This is a genomic window from Streptomyces nidicola (genome assembly GCF_050106155.1).
Taxonomy (GTDB): domain Bacteria; phylum Actinomycetota; class Actinomycetes; order Streptomycetales; family Streptomycetaceae; genus Streptomyces.
On sequence record NZ_JBNBPI010000001.1, the window covers coordinates 2,756,784 to 2,772,442 of the forward strand.

Annotated in this window: 15 protein-coding genes; 12 read left to right on the forward strand and 3 right to left on the reverse strand. The window is 71.9% G+C overall.

Annotation, left to right across the window (positions count from 1 at the left end; translation table 11 throughout):
* Nucleotides 1–24: 24 nt before the first annotated feature.
* Complete coding sequence (locus tag ACOKM3_RS12510) at nt 25–804, reverse strand: class I SAM-dependent methyltransferase (protein ID WP_426899917.1); 780 nt, start codon at nt 802–804, stop codon at nt 25–27.
* A 74-nt stretch (nt 805–878) separates the two neighbouring features.
* Between ACOKM3_RS12510 and ACOKM3_RS12515 the strand changes: the two genes are divergently transcribed.
* The 5 genes from ACOKM3_RS12515 to ACOKM3_RS12535 all read left to right on the forward strand — a co-directional run bounded on the left by ACOKM3_RS12515 (nt 879) and on the right by ACOKM3_RS12535 (nt 5,874).
* Complete coding sequence (locus tag ACOKM3_RS12515; protein WP_426899919.1) at nt 879–1,727, forward strand: LysR substrate-binding domain-containing protein; 849 nt, start codon at nt 879–881, stop codon at nt 1,725–1,727.
* Between the two features lie 105 nt (nt 1,728–1,832).
* On the forward strand, nt 1,833–2,531 hold the full coding sequence (locus ACOKM3_RS12520; protein ID WP_426899921.1) for a FadR/GntR family transcriptional regulator: 699 nt from the start codon (nt 1,833–1,835) through the stop codon (nt 2,529–2,531).
* Nucleotides 2,528–3,304: a creatininase family protein gene (locus tag ACOKM3_RS12525; protein ID WP_426899923.1), complete on the forward strand. Its 777-nt coding sequence runs from the start codon at nt 2,528–2,530 to the stop codon at nt 3,302–3,304. The genes ACOKM3_RS12520 and ACOKM3_RS12525 overlap by 4 nt, the downstream gene beginning before the upstream one ends.
* 42 nt (nt 3,305–3,346) lie before the next feature.
* Nucleotides 3,347–4,303 carry a CE1 family esterase gene (locus ACOKM3_RS12530; RefSeq protein WP_426899925.1) on the forward strand — a complete coding sequence of 319 codons (957 nt, stop codon included), beginning with the start codon at nt 3,347–3,349 and terminating at the stop codon, nt 4,301–4,303.
* A gap of 14 nt (nt 4,304–4,317) precedes the next feature.
* Nucleotides 4,318–5,874, forward strand: coding sequence for an AbgT family transporter (locus ACOKM3_RS12535; protein ID WP_426899926.1), 1,557 nt, complete (start codon nt 4,318–4,320; stop codon nt 5,872–5,874).
* 23 nt (nt 5,875–5,897) lie between these two features.
* Here the strand turns inward: ACOKM3_RS12535 and ACOKM3_RS12540 are convergent, their stop codons facing one another.
* Both ACOKM3_RS12540 and ACOKM3_RS12545 read right to left on the reverse strand, forming a co-directional pair.
* Nucleotides 5,898–7,376 carry an amidase gene (locus ACOKM3_RS12540; protein ID WP_426899928.1) on the reverse strand — a complete coding sequence of 493 codons (1,479 nt, stop codon included), beginning with the start codon at nt 7,374–7,376 and terminating at the stop codon, nt 5,898–5,900.
* A 117-nt stretch (nt 7,377–7,493) separates the two neighbouring features.
* On the reverse strand, nt 7,494–8,069 hold the full coding sequence (locus tag ACOKM3_RS12545) for a TetR/AcrR family transcriptional regulator (RefSeq protein WP_426899930.1): 576 nt from the start codon (nt 8,067–8,069) through the stop codon (nt 7,494–7,496).
* Between the two features lie 111 nt (nt 8,070–8,180).
* Between ACOKM3_RS12545 and ACOKM3_RS12550 the strand changes: the two genes are divergently transcribed.
* From ACOKM3_RS12550 to ACOKM3_RS12580, 7 genes are read left to right on the forward strand one after another with little or no spacing between them, the layout of a single operon-like run.
* The gene (locus tag ACOKM3_RS12550) at nt 8,181–9,935 is read left to right on the forward strand and encodes a CocE/NonD family hydrolase (protein ID WP_426899932.1); all 1,755 of its coding nucleotides are present in this window, start codon (nt 8,181–8,183) and stop codon (nt 9,933–9,935) included.
* A complete protein-coding gene (locus ACOKM3_RS12555; protein WP_426899934.1) occupies nt 9,911–11,575 on the forward strand; it encodes an ABC transporter substrate-binding protein in 1,665 nt (554 codons plus the stop codon). Before ACOKM3_RS12550 ends, ACOKM3_RS12555 begins: the two co-directional genes overlap by 25 nt.
* Nucleotides 11,572–12,522, forward strand: a complete 951-nt coding sequence (locus tag ACOKM3_RS12560; RefSeq protein ID WP_426899936.1) for an ABC transporter permease — start codon at nt 11,572–11,574, stop codon at nt 12,520–12,522. The genes ACOKM3_RS12555 and ACOKM3_RS12560 overlap by 4 nt, the downstream gene beginning before the upstream one ends.
* Entirely contained in the window at nt 12,519–13,388 is an 870-nt protein-coding gene (locus ACOKM3_RS12565) for an ABC transporter permease (protein WP_426899938.1), read from the forward strand. The genes ACOKM3_RS12560 and ACOKM3_RS12565 overlap by 4 nt, the downstream gene beginning before the upstream one ends.
* Nucleotides 13,385–14,359 (forward strand): ABC transporter ATP-binding protein, encoded by a 975-nt coding sequence (locus tag ACOKM3_RS12570; RefSeq protein ID WP_426899940.1) that lies wholly within the window; start codon nt 13,385–13,387, stop codon nt 14,357–14,359. Before ACOKM3_RS12565 ends, ACOKM3_RS12570 begins: the two co-directional genes overlap by 4 nt.
* Entirely contained in the window at nt 14,343–15,170 is an 828-nt protein-coding gene (locus ACOKM3_RS12575; RefSeq protein ID WP_426899942.1) for an ABC transporter ATP-binding protein, read from the forward strand. Before ACOKM3_RS12570 ends, ACOKM3_RS12575 begins: the two co-directional genes overlap by 17 nt.
* Nucleotides 15,171–15,182: 12 nt before the next feature.
* The gene (locus tag ACOKM3_RS12580; RefSeq protein ID WP_426899944.1) at nt 15,183–15,608 is read left to right on the forward strand and encodes a DUF3237 domain-containing protein; all 426 of its coding nucleotides are present in this window, start codon (nt 15,183–15,185) and stop codon (nt 15,606–15,608) included.
* Nucleotides 15,609–15,659 lie beyond the last annotated feature (51 nt).

The window sequence follows — 15,659 nt, forward strand, 5'->3', positions numbered from 1 at the left end:
CCACGACCCGGCCCTGGTTCTCGTTCACGGTGCCTCCTGCCTCGTCGCGTACGAGTCGGAGGGTAGCTGCATGTTGCATTTATCCCGCCGGGCGTCCATTTCGTGGACGGGCCGGGCCAGCCGGCACTCGTACGCGCTGTGCACCGGGGAGTCGACAGTGCGCGCCACGATGTCGAACCCGGCGCGCTCCAGCATGCCCTCCAGGATCCAGCCGTACGTGGAGAACTCCTCACGCACGTGGGTCTCGAAGTCGGCGCGGGTGAAGCCCACGCCCTCGGGGCGGCCCGCGGTGTCGATCCAACCCTGCACATGCCGGTCGGCCTCGGCGGGCGGGAACGTGAAGACGACGTCCCAGAGGTAGAGGGTGCCTCCGGGCCGGAGCATCGAGGCGGCGTTGAGGAGCGCCTGCTGCTTCCAGAAGTCGGGGAGCTGGTGAAGCGCGGCCTTGGTGGTGACGATGTCGGCGGGCTCCGAACGGTGCTCGTGGTCGAGGAATCCGGCGTGGTGCCAGTGAGCACGGGCGCCGGCCCGGTCCGCCCTGGCCTTCGCGAAGGCCAGCATGTGCGGGGCGACGTCCACCCCGTGCGCCTCGAGTCCACGCAGCGCTGCCCGGACCACCAGCGAGCCGGTGCCGCAGGCCAGATCGACCAGGCGCATGCCCGCGGTCGCGTCGAGGCGGTCGAGCAGCGCGTCGTCGCGGGCGGCGTCGGTGCCCTGGTTGCGGTCGTAGGCGGCGACTGCGTCGGGGCCGGCGAGGTCGATGCCCACAGGTTCGTATTCGCGAAAGCGCCAAGCGGGGTCCATGGACCGTTTGTAGGGTCTGCGCTGATCCACCGGCAACAGCAACATCCGCAGCACGGTGTTGCAGGAGGTGAAAGGTGCAGGACCACGACCAGTACCGGCTGTTCGTTCACCTGGCCGGCTCGCTGAGTTTCACCCGCACGGCAGCGGACTGCCACGTCAGTGCGGCCACGCTGTCGCGCGCAGTGCAACGCCTGGAGGCCGCCACCGGGCATCGACTCGTCGACCGCAGCCCTCACGGCGTCGCCCTGACCGGACACGGCCGCCGTTTTCTGCGATACGCCACGGAGGCGCTCGACCTGTGGGAGCGGTACCGCGACGGCGGCCCCGAAGGGGACCAACTCGGCGGTTGTCTGCGGCTGTTCGCGACAGTGACCGCCTGCCAAGGGCTGCTGCCCGAGCTGCTCGCACCGCTGCGCAGCGCCCATCCCCGAGTACGCGTTTCACTGCGCACGGGAGACGCGGCCGCCGCGCTCGCGCTGCTCGACGACGGTGAGGCCGATCTCGCCGTAGCGGCGCTGCCCGATCGCGTACCGGCCACACTGCTGGCCCGCGAGGTCACCCGGACCCCGCTGGTCCTCGTACGTCCGCACCCCGCATCGGAGGATGCCCGCCAGGAGCCGTTCGTGCTGCCCAGGCAGGGGCGGGTGCGACAGCTGGCCGACCAGTGGTTCCGGCGGCGCGGCGGCCCTCCCCCGGTCGCCGTCGAGGCGGACGGCCACGAGGCGCTGCTCACTCTGGTCGTACTCGGCTACGGAACCGGAATCGTTCCCGAACTCGTACTGGAACAGAGCCACTTGAGGGAACGCCTCCACGCCGTTCCGGTGGCCGCTCCGCCCGAGGAGCTCACCATCGGCGCCTGCGTCCGTCGCACGGATCTGCACCGGCCACTGGTCGCCGCCGCCTGGGCGGCCTTCGAGGGCTGACACGACGGGCGCGGTTTCGACGTCGCAGCCGATGCGCGCAGCCGTCGCGCACAACGTCGTGCACAACCGTTGACACCCCCACTGACCAAGTGATCTATTCACTTTATGAGTTACGCCGATCAACCCTCGCTGTCCGAGCGCCTCGCGGACGACATAGTCGAGATCATCCGCACCGAGCGGCTCTCCCCCGGCGACGCCCTCGCCTCCTCGCGCGAGCTGGCCAAGCGGTTCGAGGTGACGACGCCGACCGTGCGGGAGGCGCTGCGGCGTCTTGAGGCCATGCAGGTCGTGGAGTTCCGGCACGGTTCGGGTACGTACGTCGGGCCCGGCGTCGAGCGGCGGCTGCTCGCCAATCCGCACCGGCCGCGCACCTCGCAGCGGTCCGTGCTCGAACTCGTCGAGGCGCGCCTCGTCGTCGAGCCCGCGGTCGCGGCCGAGGCCGCCCGTATCCGACTCCCGCAAGGGATCGAGCAGTTGGAGCACGCGGCGGCCAACGCCCTGTTCCCGCCCGAGGAGTCCCTGCGCCGCTCCGTGCACTTCCACGTGGCGCTCGCGACCGCCAGCGGGAACGCGCTGCTGAAGGAGACCGTCGAGGCGCTGCTCCAGGTCCGCGCCCGCGACCAGGTCGAGATCCGGCACCGCTATAACGACCGGGAGCGCGACCACGCCGAGCATCTGGAGATCGTCGAGGCGGTACGGGAAGGTGACGCCGCGGCGGCCGAGCGGATCACCCGCGAGCACCTGACCGCGATCCGGGACACCGTCCTCACCGCCGACTTCCCCGACGGGGGTGAGCCGGCGTGACCAACGACCAACAGCCGTACCGGCTCGCTGAGTTGACGACCGAAGAAGCCGCCGAGGCCGTCACCCGCGCCCCCGTCGTCATCATCCCCGCCGGCGCCTACGAGCAGCACGGCCCCGGCATGCCCATCGCCACGGACACCATCCGCGCCGAGCGGATCGCCGACCTCGTCGGGGCCCGGCTCGCCGGACGCGTGGTAATCGGCCCGCCGCTCCCGGTCGGCGTCTCGCCGCACCACATGGCGTTCGCCGGGACGGTGACGCTGACGACGACCACGTTCGCCGCGGTCGTGCGCGAGTACGTGGAGAGCCTGCGGCGGCACGGCTGGCGACGGTTCCTGGTACTGACCGGGCACGGCGGCAACAACGCGACGCTCACCACCGTGGCGCAGGACCTGCTCGTGTCCCACCCCGACGTGCGGTTCGCCTGGACGCCGGTGACTTCGCTCGCGTCCGGCGTGATCGCGGAGATGGGCGTGAGCGAGGTCAGCGGGCACAGCGGGGAGGCCGAGACCGCCCAAATGCTGTACCTGGCACCGGACTTGGTTCACCGGGACCGGCTGAAGCCGGGGTCCGTCGCTCTGGAAGGGCTCAAGCAAGAGGCCCGCCTCGCCCGCTCCTTCTCGCAGCCGACACTGACCCTGCCGTACGACGAGCTGAGCGCCAACGGAGTGCTCGGTGACCCGACGTCGGTCACGGCCGAGGACGGGCAGGCCATCGTGGACGCCGCCGTCGACCGCGTGTCCGCCTTCGTCGAAAAGTGGCTCGACCTGTAAGCCCCCTGCCCTGCCCCCAGCAACCCTCATTTGGAGCCGCACATGAAGGGTCTACTTCGGCGTGCCTGCGTACTGGCCGCCGCACTCGTCGCCGTACCGTTCGCCCCGGCCCAAGCCGCCCCGGCCGCCCCGACCGTCCACCCCACCGGCTGCGGCACCCCCGCCCCGCAACAACCCGGCACCAGCGCCCCGCACACCATCACCAGCGGCGGCCGCGACCGCACGTACCAGCTGCACCTCCCCAACGGCTATACGCCGAACCGCAGTTGGCCGCTGATCGTCGCCTACCACGGGCGCGGGAACACCGGCGCCGGGACGGAGGCGTTCTCGCGCCTGTCCACGCTGCCCGCGATCGTCGCCTACCCGAACGGGGTCGTCGGCACCGGCGACGGTGAGCGGCAGGCCTGGCAGGGCGCGCCGTACGCGGCGGCCGGCGTGGACGACGTCGCGTTCACCGGGGATCTCCTCGACTCCCTCGAAGGCTCGCTGTGCGTGAACGAGCGGCGGGTGTACGCCACCGGCAAGTCGAACGGCGCCGGGTTCACCGGCCTGCTGGCCTGCCGGATGTCGGACCGGTTCGCGGCGATCGCGCCGGTCGCCGGGGCCTTCTACCCCGGTACCCGCGAGGGCGGCTGCGCCCCGGAGCGCCCGATGCCCGTCCTCGACTTCCACGGCACCGGCGACACCACCATCCCGTACGCCGGTGACACCGACCGCGGACTGCCCGCCGTCCGGGACTGGGTGCGCGAGTGGGCCGACCGGGACGGCTGCCGCACCCGGACGCCCGACCAGGTGACCGAGCCCGACATCACGACGTCCCGGTGGACCGGCTGCGCGGACGGCGCGGAGGTGGCGCACGTCGCGGTCACCGACGGCGGACACACCTGGCCGGGCGCCGACGGCTACAGCGGCGGCGGCTACACCACGCAGACGATCCAGGCCCACAAGGTGATGTGGGCGTTCTTCAGGAACCACGAACTCCCAACCCATCAGCGTTAGTTGGAGCCGCAGCCATGACCGTACAGAGAGAGGCACCACCGCACGCCGAAGCGGCCGGGCGACTGCCCTTCGTCATCCGCGCCCTCGGCGTCGTCGAACGCGCGGGGAACCGACTGCCGCACCCGTTCTGGCTGTTCTGGATCCTGTCGGCGGTGCTCGCCGTCATCAGCGCCGTGCTCGCCGGGTTCGACGTGTCCGTGGTCTCGCCCGCCGACCACAAGACGGTCGCCGTGCAGAACCTGCTCAGCGGCGACGGGCTCGCCATGGCGGTGTCGACGATGGTGTCGAACTTCGCCGAGTTCCCGCCGATGGCGACGATCGTGGTCGTCATCATGGGCGTCGCCGTCGCCGAGCGCAGCGGCTTCCTGTCCGCCGCGATGAAGGTCGGGGTCGCGCGGGTGCCCGCGTCGTGGGTGGTGTTCGCCGTCGCGTTCGCCGGGACGGTGGCGCACGTCGCGTCGGCCGCGGCGTACATCATCCTGGTGCCGCTCGGCGGGCTCGCCTTCCGCGCCGTGGGCCGCTCCCCGATCCTCGGCATCGTCGTGGCGTACACGTCGATCGCCTCCGGCTATGACGCGAGCCCGGTTCCCACGCCGAACGACGCGATCTTCGCCGGGATCACGACGGCCGCCGCGAAGATCGCGGGCGGCGACGACGCGTACGTGTCACCGCTGTCCAACTGGTTCTTCAACATCGCCTCCTCGCTTCTTCTTGCAACCGTCATCACGCTGGTCACCCGCTGGGTGCTGGCCAAGCGGCCGGACCTCGACCCGGATCCCGACGCGGACGTCGAGGACCTGGGCACGCTGGACCTCAGCGAGCGCGAACGCTCCGCGCTGCGCCGGGCGTTGCTCGCGCTCGGCGGTGGCCTGGTGCTGGTCGTGGCGGCGCTCGCGCCCACGTCCTCTCCGCTGCGCGGGGACGGCGGCAGCATCGTCGAGTCGCCGTTCATCGACGGCATCGCGGCGGTCGTGGCCGTCCTGTTCGCGCTCACCGGCATCGTGTACGGGGCGTGCTCGGGGTCGATCGCGAAGCCCGGCGACGTACCGAAGCTGATGGCGGCGGGCGTGAAGCAGATGGCGCCGGTGCTGGTGCTGTTCTTCGCGATCGCCCAGTTCCTCGCCTACTTCGACTGGACGCACATCGGTGACGTACTGGCGGTGCGGGCGGCCGAACTCCTGGAGCACAGCGGGATGCCGATCGTCGTGGTGTTCCTGCTGATCCTGCTCCTGCTGACCGTCGTGAACGTGATGGTGACCAGCGGCTCCGCGATGTGGGCACTGGCCGCGCCCGTCCTCGTACCGATGCTGATGCTGGCGCACGTGCCGGCCGAGACGACGCAGGCCCTGTTCCGCATCGCCGACTCGGGGTCGACCGCGATCACGCCGATGAGCCCGTACTTCGTGATGGCTCTCGGCTTCCTCCAGCGCTACCGCAAGGACGCGGGCATCGGCACCCTCGCCGCATACACGCTGCCGCTGGCGATCGCGATGACGGCGGCGTGGACGCTGCTGTTCCTCGCGTGGTGGGCGATCGGGATCCCGCTGGGTCCGGGGGCGCCGGTGCGCTGAACGGCGTCAACGGCCGTGGACGTCTACCCCCACACCCGCAGCACCGGCGACCGCTCCTCCACGGCCTGCGCCGCGTCCAGCAGCCCGTCCTCCGTGAACCGACCGCCCACCAACTGCACGCCCATCGGCAGCCCGTCGTGCGCGGCCACCGGGACGGTGACGGCCGGGAAGCCGAGGATCGGCACCGACGTCATCGGCCACATCGCCGGGAAGAGTTCCAGGGCGCGGGCCTCGTCCACGAGGTCGGCGTCCTGCTCGAAGGCCGGCTCGGCGCACACCGGAGTGAGCAACAGGCGGTCGGCGCCCAGGAGTTGCTGGAGCCGGGTGACGAGTGTGCCGCGTCGGCCCCAGCCGTCGATGTACGTCTCCAGGTCGGGGCGCTCGCCCCACACGGCGGCGGACGCCGCGAAGTGCCGCGCGAGCGCGGTGCGGATGGCGTCGTCGCCGATCCGCTCGACGACCCGGAGCAGCGGACGGGTGTCCTCGGTGAGCAGGAGCAGCCACAGTCGGGCGGCCTCGGCGAGCAGCGGTTCGGCCGCGATCTCGTCGACCTCGTACCCCGCGTCGGCGAGTCGGGCGGCCGCGGCGTCGAGGGCCGTGTCGACAGCCGGGTGGTTCTTCGCGCCGTCGTTGCCGCGGACGACGGTCACCCGCGTGGGGGCGGGGCCCCTGGGCGGCAGCGCCGGGACGCCGTATGGGTCGCGCGGGTCGGGTTCGCTCATGGCGTGCAGGGCGAGCCGGGCGTCCGCCACGGTCCTGCCGAGCGGCCCCTGCACCGCGCAGGCCTGCACGGTGGGCGGGAAGTCGAGCGGCACCCGCCCCTCGGGGGTGTCGGCGTACGCGGGCGGCGCCCAGCCGGAGATCCGTCCCACGGTGGGCCGCACCCCGACGACGCCGCAGCAGGCCGCGGGGAAGCGGATCGATCCGCCGATGTCGTTGCCCTGCGCCAGCGGCGTCATCCCTGCCGCGATCCCGGCGGCCGCTCCCCCGCTGGAGCCGCCGGGCGTGCGCGCGGCGTCCCACGGGTTGAGGGTCCGCCCGTGCAGGTCGTTGGCGGAGAACCAACGCAGCGAGAACGCGGGGACGTTGCTGCGCCCCAGCGGTATCGCTCCGGCGCGGCGCAGTGCGGTCACGCAGGCCGCGTCCTCGTCGGCGATGTTCCCGGCGAGCGCCGTCACGCCGTTCGTGGTGGCGTGGCCGCGCTGCTCGGTGTTGACCTTGATGGAGACGGGGACGCCGTGCAGCGGGCCGAGTTCGGCGCCCGCGGAGCCCGAGGCGCCCGCCGCGAAGGCCGCGTCGGCCCTCCGTGCCGCGTCGAGCGCCTCGTCGCGGCGGACCTCCACCAGCGCGTTGACCTTGGGGTTCGTCTCCTCGATGCGGTCGAGACAGGACGTGACGACCTCGTAGGACGACACCTCCCCGCCGCGTACGGCATCGGCGATCTCGGCGGCGGAACGCTGCCACCACTCGGTGTTCTGGCCGGGACTTCCGGGACTTCCCATGGAGCACCCTCTTCCAGCTGCGCAATCCGGTTACCGGTGATACAACGGCGTTTTATTTCGCGCACAGACTGATCCCAGGTACGCGGGGATGTCAACCCCCGCCCCGGCAGGCCGAGTTCAGGCCCCGGACTCCCGCAACCGGTCGACGACCGCCAGGATGGCCCGCTCACCGCGCTCCGCGGGCCAGCTCTCGGCGTCCTCCAGCGTCGCCAGCCAGTAGCCGCGCAGGATCAGGTGGAGGATGTCGCCGCCCAGCTCGGCGTCGGGCAGGCCCGCTTCGGCGACCAGCTCGCCGAGCCCTTTGTGGTCGCTGCGCGCGCTGGCCACGCGCGCCTCGTCGATCCCGGTACCGGGCCCCGCGCCGGCGATCTCCATCATGAGCCGGCGCAGCACCTCGTCGTCCTGCTCGGTGGTGCACATCCAGCGGACGGCGGCGCGCAGCCTCTCCTCGCCCTCGACGCCTTCGATGGCCCGCTCCAACTCGCGGGTCCAGTCGGCCTCCGCGCGGCGCAGCGCGTTGATCATCAGGGCGGCGCGGCTGGAGACGTAGTTGGTCACCATCGCGGTGGAGCCGCCGAGTTGCTGGGCCACAGCCCGGATCGTCACGGAGCGCACACCCCGGTCCTTGGCGACCTGAATGGTGGCGGTCGCGATCTCGTCGAGCCGCCTCTCCTCATCTACCTCGATCGGCATGTCGCCGACCTTAACGCAATGGGTTGACCGCGTTCACACGGAGCTGCAATGTTGTCATACAACGCCGTTACATCACGGCGTTGTTCATCCCTGCTCCGGGAGACCACCCTCATGACCTTCACCTTCACGCGTGTCGGCCCGGCGCCCGGATCCCCGCGGGCCCAGGAGTTCCGGGTCCGGATGCGCGACGGGATCCGGCTCGCCACGGACGTCCATCTGCCCGAGGAAGCAACGGGCGGATCGGCCGCAGGCCCGGCCGACGCCGAGTTCCCGACCGTCCTCGTACGGCTGCCGTACGACAAGAACAGCCGCTACGTGTACTTCGACGAGATCGCCGCCCGCTTCACGGCCCGCGGCTACGCCGTCGTCGTCCAGGACGTGCGCGGCAAGTTCCGCTCCGAGGGCCAGACGCTGCCGTTCCTGCGCGAGGCCGACGACGGCTACGACACCATCGACTGGATCGTCCAACAGGCCTGGTCCGACGGCCTGGTGGGCATGTTCGGCGACTCGTACTACGGCTTCACGCAGTGGGCCGCGGTGGCGTCCCAGCATCCTGCGCTGCGCGCCGTCGTGCCGCGCGTGACCACGGTCGACTTCAACGCGACGGCCCAGGGCGGCGGTCCGCACGACCCGCCGGGCGTCGGCCGCCCCGTCTGGCTGGAGGGCATCGAGTACTACGCCCACTACTGGGTGGACCAGGGCCTGTACGAGTACGAGCCGGACCGCTCGATCCGCCCGGTCGTCGAGCAGTACGAGGAGGCGTTCCGGGCGATCGGCGCCCGCTCGGCCTGGTTCGACACGCTCGTGCCGCACTTCACCGACCTGTTCCCGGCGCGCGGCCGGCACCCCTACGACGCGCGACCGGTGCCCGTGCTGCACTGCGTCGGCTGGTTCGACAACATCCTGATCCCGCACCTGCGGGACTATCTGGCGCTCGCGGCGCGCCCCGGCTGGGACGCCGTCCAGTATCTGTGGGCGGGCGCCGTCGACCACGAGAACTACCGCCTCGCCGACGCGCCCGCGTCCGCCGACACCGACCACGGGCGGAGCGGGGCGGCCCTCGACCGGATGCTGCCGCAGTACGTCGACCCGGCGCTCGCGTTCTTCGACGTGTTCCTCAAGGGGATCCGGCCGGTCTCGGAACTGCCCAAGGTGCGCTGGGAGTTGGGGCATGCCGACTGGCGCACGTCGACGGCCTGGCCGCCGCCGGAGACCGTCGAGCGCACCTTCTGGCTGGCTCGCGCCGAGCGCGCCGGGGAGTCACTGACGGGTGGCGGCGCGCTTGTCGACTCCCCTACAGGGGAGGCGAGTTCGGCAGAGTGGACGTACGACCCGGAGGCCCTCGTGCCGTCGGACGTCGCCAACTCCTTCGAGTATCTGCACGGTTACCCGGATCTGTCGGGGACGGCGGACCGCGAGGACGTGCTCGTGTTCTCCGGAGCGGCGCTCACCGATCCGCTCGACCTGGCGGGGCCGCTCGGCCTGCACCTCCATGTCACCAGCACCGCCCCGACGTTCGACGTCTTCGTGAAGCTCGTGGACGTCGGGCCGGACGGGCGCGCCCACCTGATCGCGCGCGGTGAGGTCTCCCTGCGGACCGGCCTCGCGCCCCAGGAGGTCCGCGTCGACCTCGGGCACACCGGCTACCGGGTGCGGGCGGGCCACCGGCTCGCCGTCCTCCTCGCCTCCAGCGACTACCCCCTCTTCCTGCCGTCGTCCGGCAGCGAGGACAACCCGTGGACCACGACCGCCGCCAAGTCCTCGGTCCAGACGCTGCGCACCGGCGGCGCCCACCCCTCACGCCTCACGGTCTCGGCAATCCACTCCTCAGGAGCACACTCATGCACGCTCCCCGACTCACCGTAGCCCCTCTCACCGCGCTGGCCACCGTGCTCGTACTCGCGCTGACCTCCTGTTCCTCCGGCGGCGGTGACACGTCAGGACCCTCCGCCGCCATCAAGCTCACGGCCACCACCCCTCCCGCCCGGGGCACCGTCGACCACGTCACCTGGAACCTGCCGATGGGCGAGCCGACCACGCTCGACCCCGCGAAGGTCGGCGACTACTCCCCCAGCACCGTCGCCTCCAACCTCTGCGACCCGCTGATCCGCCTGAAGCCGGACTACTCGACGGCCCCCGGCCTCGCCACCTCCTGGCAACGGCCCGATCCGAAGACCCTCGTCCTGAACCTGCGCCACGGCGTCCGCTTCTGGGACGGCAGCCCGATGACCGCCGCCGACGTCGTCGCGAGCCTGGAGCGGCAGCGCGTGCCCGCCACGCAGAGCGTCAACGTCCCGGTCCTCGCGAACGTCACCACCATCAAGGCGACGAAGGACCTCCAGGTCACCGTCCGCTTCCGCGCCCCGGACTCGCTCTTCCTGAAGTACCTCGTGAACGGGTTCGGGGCCGTCGGCAAGGCCTCGTACATGAAGAAGGCGGGCACCTCGTACGGCACCGCGCGCGGCGGCCTGATGTGCACGGGCCCGTTCAAGCTGACCAAGTGGCGCTCCGGCGACTCCATCACCGCCGTGCGCAACACCGCGTACTGGGACCGCTCGCTGCGCCCGAAGGTCAAGGAGCTCACGTTCCGGTTCATCACCGACAACGGGACGCTCACCAGCGCCCTCATGTCCGGGCAGATCGACGGGAGTTACGAGATTCCCTCGACGTCCGCGAAGGCGTTGCGCGGCTCGAAGGAGGGGCGGCTCTACTACGGTCCTTCCGCGCAGACCGTGTTCCTCGGGGCGACCTCCCCCAGCTCGCCGATGGCCGACCGCCGCATCGCCGACGCGCTCTCCCTCGTCCTCGACCGCGACGCCCTCGTCAAGAACGTCTTCGACGGCGCCGCCCAGCGCCAGAAGACCTTCATCCCGTCCCTGGTCTGGAAGAACAGCGAGGCCAAGGACGTCTACGCCAAGGGGTACGCGGCGCTGCCCGCCGTCCCCGGACCCGATGTCGCCAAGGCGAAGAAGCTCGTCGACGAGGCCGCTCCGAAGCGGCGCACACTCACGATCGCCACTGCTGCCGGCGACCAGCAGTCGCTGCAGACCCTGACGTTCCTCCAGGCCGCCACGGAGAAGATCGGCCTCAAGGTCGTCATCCGGCAGCTCCAGCCGACCCAGATGTCCGGCCTGTTCTTCAACCCGGCGCTGCGCAAGGGCCTCGACGCCACCATCGCCCTCGGCTACGTGGAGATCCCCGACCCGCTGTCGTACGCGGACATGATGACCGACCCGAAGTCACCGATGAACTGGACCAACTACCGCAACAGCAAGGTGACTTCGCACATCCGCGCGGCCAAGGCGACGACCGATCCGCAGCGGGCCGCGCGCGAGTTCACCGCGGCGCAGGCGCTGTACGCGAAGGACTTCCCGATCGTGCCCATCGCCTGCCCCTACGAGCGGCTGTTCCTGAACAAGCGGCTCAGCGGTGTCCCCGCCTCCTTCGCCTACATCAACATGCCGTGGGCGGCGCGCATCGGCGGCACCGGGCGGGAGTCCTCATGATCTGGCGCTTCGTCGTCCGGCGGGCCGCCATGCTCGCCGCGACGGCGCTGGTCGCGAGCGTCGCCGTGTACGGGGCGCTGTTCGTCTCGCCCGGCGACCCGGCGACGCTGCTGGTCGGCGGCGGCAAGCCGCCCAGCGAGCGGCTGCTCGCCGAGATCCACCGCCAGTACCACCTCGACGACCCGTTCCTGCGCGGCTACTGGCGCTGGCTCACCGCCCTGTCCCACGGCGACCTCGGCGAGTCGCTCAGCTACCGCGACTCGGTCACGCACCTGGTCGGCGACCGGCTCGGCAACACGCTCTTCCTCGTCGCCTTCGCTGCCGTCCTCATCATCGGGGCGGGCGTGGCCCTCGGGACACTCGCCGCGCTGCGCGGCGGCTGGGGCGAGACGGCGGTGACCGTCGTGACGACGACGCTGATGGCGGTGCCGACCTTCGTGATGTCGGTGCTGCTGATCTGGGGCTTCTCCGTGCGCTGGGGTCTGTTCCCGGCGTACGGGAGCGGGTCGGGGTTCGCCGGGCGCCTGGAGCATCTGACGCTGCCGGCGCTCGCGCTCGCCGCGACCTGGCTCGCGTACGTCGCGCAGGTGACACGCTCGGCGGTGCGGGCCGAACTCGCCTCCGAGCATGTGCAGACCGCGCGCGGCCGGGGCATCCCCGAGCGTCTCGTGGTGCGCAAACACGTGCTGCGCAACGCTTCCGCGCCCATCTTCTCGGTCTCCGGCGTCGCCGTCGCGGGCCTGATCGCGGGCTGCGCGGTCGTCGAGCAGGCCTTCGGGATCAACGGCATCGGGGCGCTGCTCGTGCAGAGCGCGGCGAAGCAGGATCTGGCGGTGGTGCAGGCCCTCGCGCTGATCAGCGTCGTCCTGTTCGTCGGCGTGAACACCGTGGTCGACGTGGTATCGGCGCTGCTCGACCGGCGTACACCCCTGGAGGCCTCCGCATGACGACCTATCAACTCGCGGCCAAGGCAGGCGTTTTCGGGCGGGGCCGACGTGCGGCGCGCGGCAACGGCGTGCTGATCGGCGCGGGCGCCGTCGTCGCGCTCGTCGTCCTCGCCGCTGTGTGCGCGCCACTGATCGCACCGTACGATCCCGAGGCCGTCGACCCGCTGGCCGTCTACCAGGGCAGCAGCGGCGCCCACTGGCTCGGCACCGACGACACCGGGCGCGACATCCTCTCCCGCGTCCTGTACGGGTCGCGGCTCAGCCTGCTCGCTCCCGCCGTGGTGACGCTCGTCGCGAGCGTCGTCGGCTCGGCGCTCGCCATCTCCGGTGCGTGGCTGGGCGGTTGGTACGACCGCATGGTGTCGTCCGCCCTGAACGTCGTGTTCGGCTTCCCCGGTCTGATCCTCGCCGTGGTCGGCGCGGCCGTCTTCGGCGCGGGCCTCCAGGTGGCCGTCGTGACGCTGTCCGTCGCGTATCTCCCGTACGTCGCCCGGACCGTGCGCGGCGCCGCGCTGCGCGAGGCGCACCTGCCGTACGTGTCCGCGCTGCGGATGCTCGGCCTGCCGGGGTGGCGAATCTGCCTGCGCCATCTGACGCCCGCACTGCTGCCGCTCGTCCTGGTGCAGGTGACGGTGTCGTTCGGCTACACGCTGCTCGACGTCGCCGCGTTCTCGTTCATCGGCCTCGGCGCGCAGCCGCCGACGGCCGAATGGGGCCTGATGGTCGCGCAGGGCGCGTCGGGCGTGCTCGCGGGCCGGGCCGAACAGTCCCTGTACGCGGGCCTGGTGATCGTCGTGTTCGTCATCGCCTGCACCCTGCTCGGCAACGGCCTGTCCCGACGGCTCCTGGGAGACGACACCCGATGACACTCCTCGACATCCGGCGACTCCGCGTCACCCTTTCCCTGGACGGGACCGACCGCGCGGTCATCCACCGGGTCGACCTCTCCGTACCGGCCGGCGCGGCGCTCGGCCTGGTCGGCGAGTCCGGCTCGGGCAAGTCGCTCACCGCGCGCTCGGTGCTGCGGCTGCTGCCTCCGGGTGCCCGCGTCGAGGGCGACGTCCTCCTCGACGGCGCGTCCGTGCCCGCGATGGGCCCCGCCGACCTGCGCGCCCTGCGGTCGGCCGACGTCGCGATGATCCACCAGGATCCGCGCGCCCACATCAACCCGGTCCGCACGGTCGGCGACTTCCTCACCGAGGGCCTGATCGCGCGCGGCACCCGGGCCCGCGAGGCCACGGCCACGGTCACCGGGCTGCTGCGCGACGTCGGCATCCCCGACGCGGAACGCAGGCTGCGGCAGCGACCGCCGGAGCTGTCCGGGGGGCTGCTCCAGCGCGTCATGATCGCGGCGGCGCTCGCGGGCGGCCCCCGGCTGCTCCTGGCGGACGAGCCCACGACGGCGCTCGACGTCACGACGCAGGCCGAGGTCATGGCGATCATCGACGAGGCCCGGGCCGCGCGCGGGCTCGCCCTGCTGTTCATCACGCACGACCTGGCCCTCGCGGCGGCCGTCTGCGACCGGATCGCGATGATGTACGCGGGCTCGATCGTCGAGGAACTCCCCGCCGACCGGCTCCACAAGTCCGCCCGCCACCCCTACACCCGGGCGCTCCTCGCCTCCCGGCCCGCGCCCGGCGCGGACGCACGCGAGCTGCGGGCGATTCCCGGACGGCCGCTGTCCGCCTACGAGGCCGGTGCGGGCTGCGCGTTCGCGCCGCGCTGCCCTGCCGCCCGGGCCCGGTGCCGCACCGAGCGCCCCGAGCCGCGCCCCGTCGGCGACGGCCTCGCCGCCTGCCACTATCCAGCGGAGCCCACCGATGACCTCGACGCCTGAACCCGCCGCCCACCCGTACGCGCTCGAAGTCAGGGGTCTGCGCAAGGAGTTCGGCGAGGTCGTCGCCGTCGACGACGTCGACCTGACGCTCGCGCCGGGCGGCTCGCTGGCCGTCGTGGGCGAGTCGGGGTCGGGCAAGACGACGACCGCCCGGATGATCTCCGGCCTGGAGCGCCCGACGGCCGGGACGGTCCGCCTCGCCGGTCGCGAACGCCCCCGCCCACCCCGCCGGACGGCCGAACGACGCCGCGCCGCCCGCGAGATCCAGATGGTCTTCCAGGATCCGTACGCCTCCCTCGACCGCCGCCAGCGCGTGCGCGACTGCGTCGCCGAGGTCGTCGCGCTCCACACGGACCTGCGCGGCGCGGACCTCGACCGACGCGTCGCCGAACTCCTCGACCAGGTGGGCCTCGACGAGCGGCAGGCCGCCGCACTCCCACGGACCCTGTCCGGCGGCCAGCGCCAACGCGTCGCCATCGCCCGCGCGTTGGCGGTCGCCCCACGGATCCTCGTCCTCGACGAGGCGGTGGCCGCGCTCGACGTGTCCGTGCAGGCGCAGATCCTCACGCTGCTGCGCGAGATCCGCGAACGGACCCCGGTGGCCTACCTGTTCATCACCCACGACCTCGGCATCGTCCAGCACGTGTGCGACGACATCGTCGTCATGCACCGGGGCCGCATCGTCGAACGCGGTCCCGCCCGCAAGGTCCTGACCGAGCCCACGGCCACGTACACCCGCACACTGCTCGAATCGGTGCCGCGCCCGGGCTGGAAGCCGCGTCGCAGCACAGCGTCAACACCCGTCCACTGAACAGGAGTTCGCGTGACCCACACCCCCTCCCTCTCCTTCGCCTTCGAGATCCGCGCCGAGGTCAGCGAGCCGCTGCACATCGGCCACGGCGCCGGCGAGCGCACCGACTTCACCCCGATCACCGGCGGCACCGTGACCGGCCCGCGCCTCAACGGCACGGTGCTGCCCGGCGGCGGCGACTGGTCGAACACCCGAGGCGGCGTCTGCGAGTTGGAGGCCCGCTACCTCCTGCGGGCGGACGACGGCGCCGTCATCGACATCGTCAATCGCGGCTACTACGTGGAGGACTCCGGCTACTTCCGCACGGCGCCGACGTTCCGCACCGACGCGCCCGCCCACCTCTGGCTCGCGCGGACGGTCTTCGTCGGACACGCGCGGGACGAGGGCAATCCGGAGGACGGGGTCGCCATCGTGATCCGCTGCTACAGCGTGGACTGAGCGCCGTTTACAAAACGTTCAGTAAATAGTGCGGCCGACAGCTCTCGGGAT

Excerpts from the sequence above, each read along its gene's own strand:
- ACOKM3_RS12510 (WP_426899917.1), bottom strand. The coding sequence starts at position 804 with ATGGACCCCGCTTGGCGCTTTCGCGAATACGAACCTGTGGGCATCGAC.
- ACOKM3_RS12520 (WP_426899921.1), top strand. The coding sequence starts at position 1,833 with ATGAGTTACGCCGATCAACCCTCGCTGTCCGAGCGCCTCGCGGACGAC.
- ACOKM3_RS12530 (WP_426899925.1), top strand. The coding sequence starts at position 3,347 with ATGAAGGGTCTACTTCGGCGTGCCTGCGTACTGGCCGCCGCACTCGTC.
- ACOKM3_RS12535 (WP_426899926.1), top strand. The coding sequence starts at position 4,318 with ATGACCGTACAGAGAGAGGCACCACCGCACGCCGAAGCGGCCGGGCGA.
- ACOKM3_RS12540 (WP_426899928.1), bottom strand. The coding sequence starts at position 7,376 with ATGGGAAGTCCCGGAAGTCCCGGCCAGAACACCGAGTGGTGGCAGCGT.
- ACOKM3_RS12545 (WP_426899930.1), bottom strand. The coding sequence starts at position 8,069 with ATGCCGATCGAGGTAGATGAGGAGAGGCGGCTCGACGAGATCGCGACC.
- ACOKM3_RS12550 (WP_426899932.1), top strand. The coding sequence starts at position 8,181 with ATGACCTTCACCTTCACGCGTGTCGGCCCGGCGCCCGGATCCCCGCGG.
- ACOKM3_RS12555 (WP_426899934.1), top strand. The coding sequence starts at position 9,911 with ATGCACGCTCCCCGACTCACCGTAGCCCCTCTCACCGCGCTGGCCACC.
- ACOKM3_RS12560 (WP_426899936.1), top strand. The coding sequence starts at position 11,572 with ATGATCTGGCGCTTCGTCGTCCGGCGGGCCGCCATGCTCGCCGCGACG.
- ACOKM3_RS12565 (WP_426899938.1), top strand. The coding sequence starts at position 12,519 with ATGACGACCTATCAACTCGCGGCCAAGGCAGGCGTTTTCGGGCGGGGC.
- ACOKM3_RS12570 (WP_426899940.1), top strand. The coding sequence starts at position 13,385 with ATGACACTCCTCGACATCCGGCGACTCCGCGTCACCCTTTCCCTGGAC.
- ACOKM3_RS12575 (WP_426899942.1), top strand. The coding sequence starts at position 14,343 with ATGACCTCGACGCCTGAACCCGCCGCCCACCCGTACGCGCTCGAAGTC.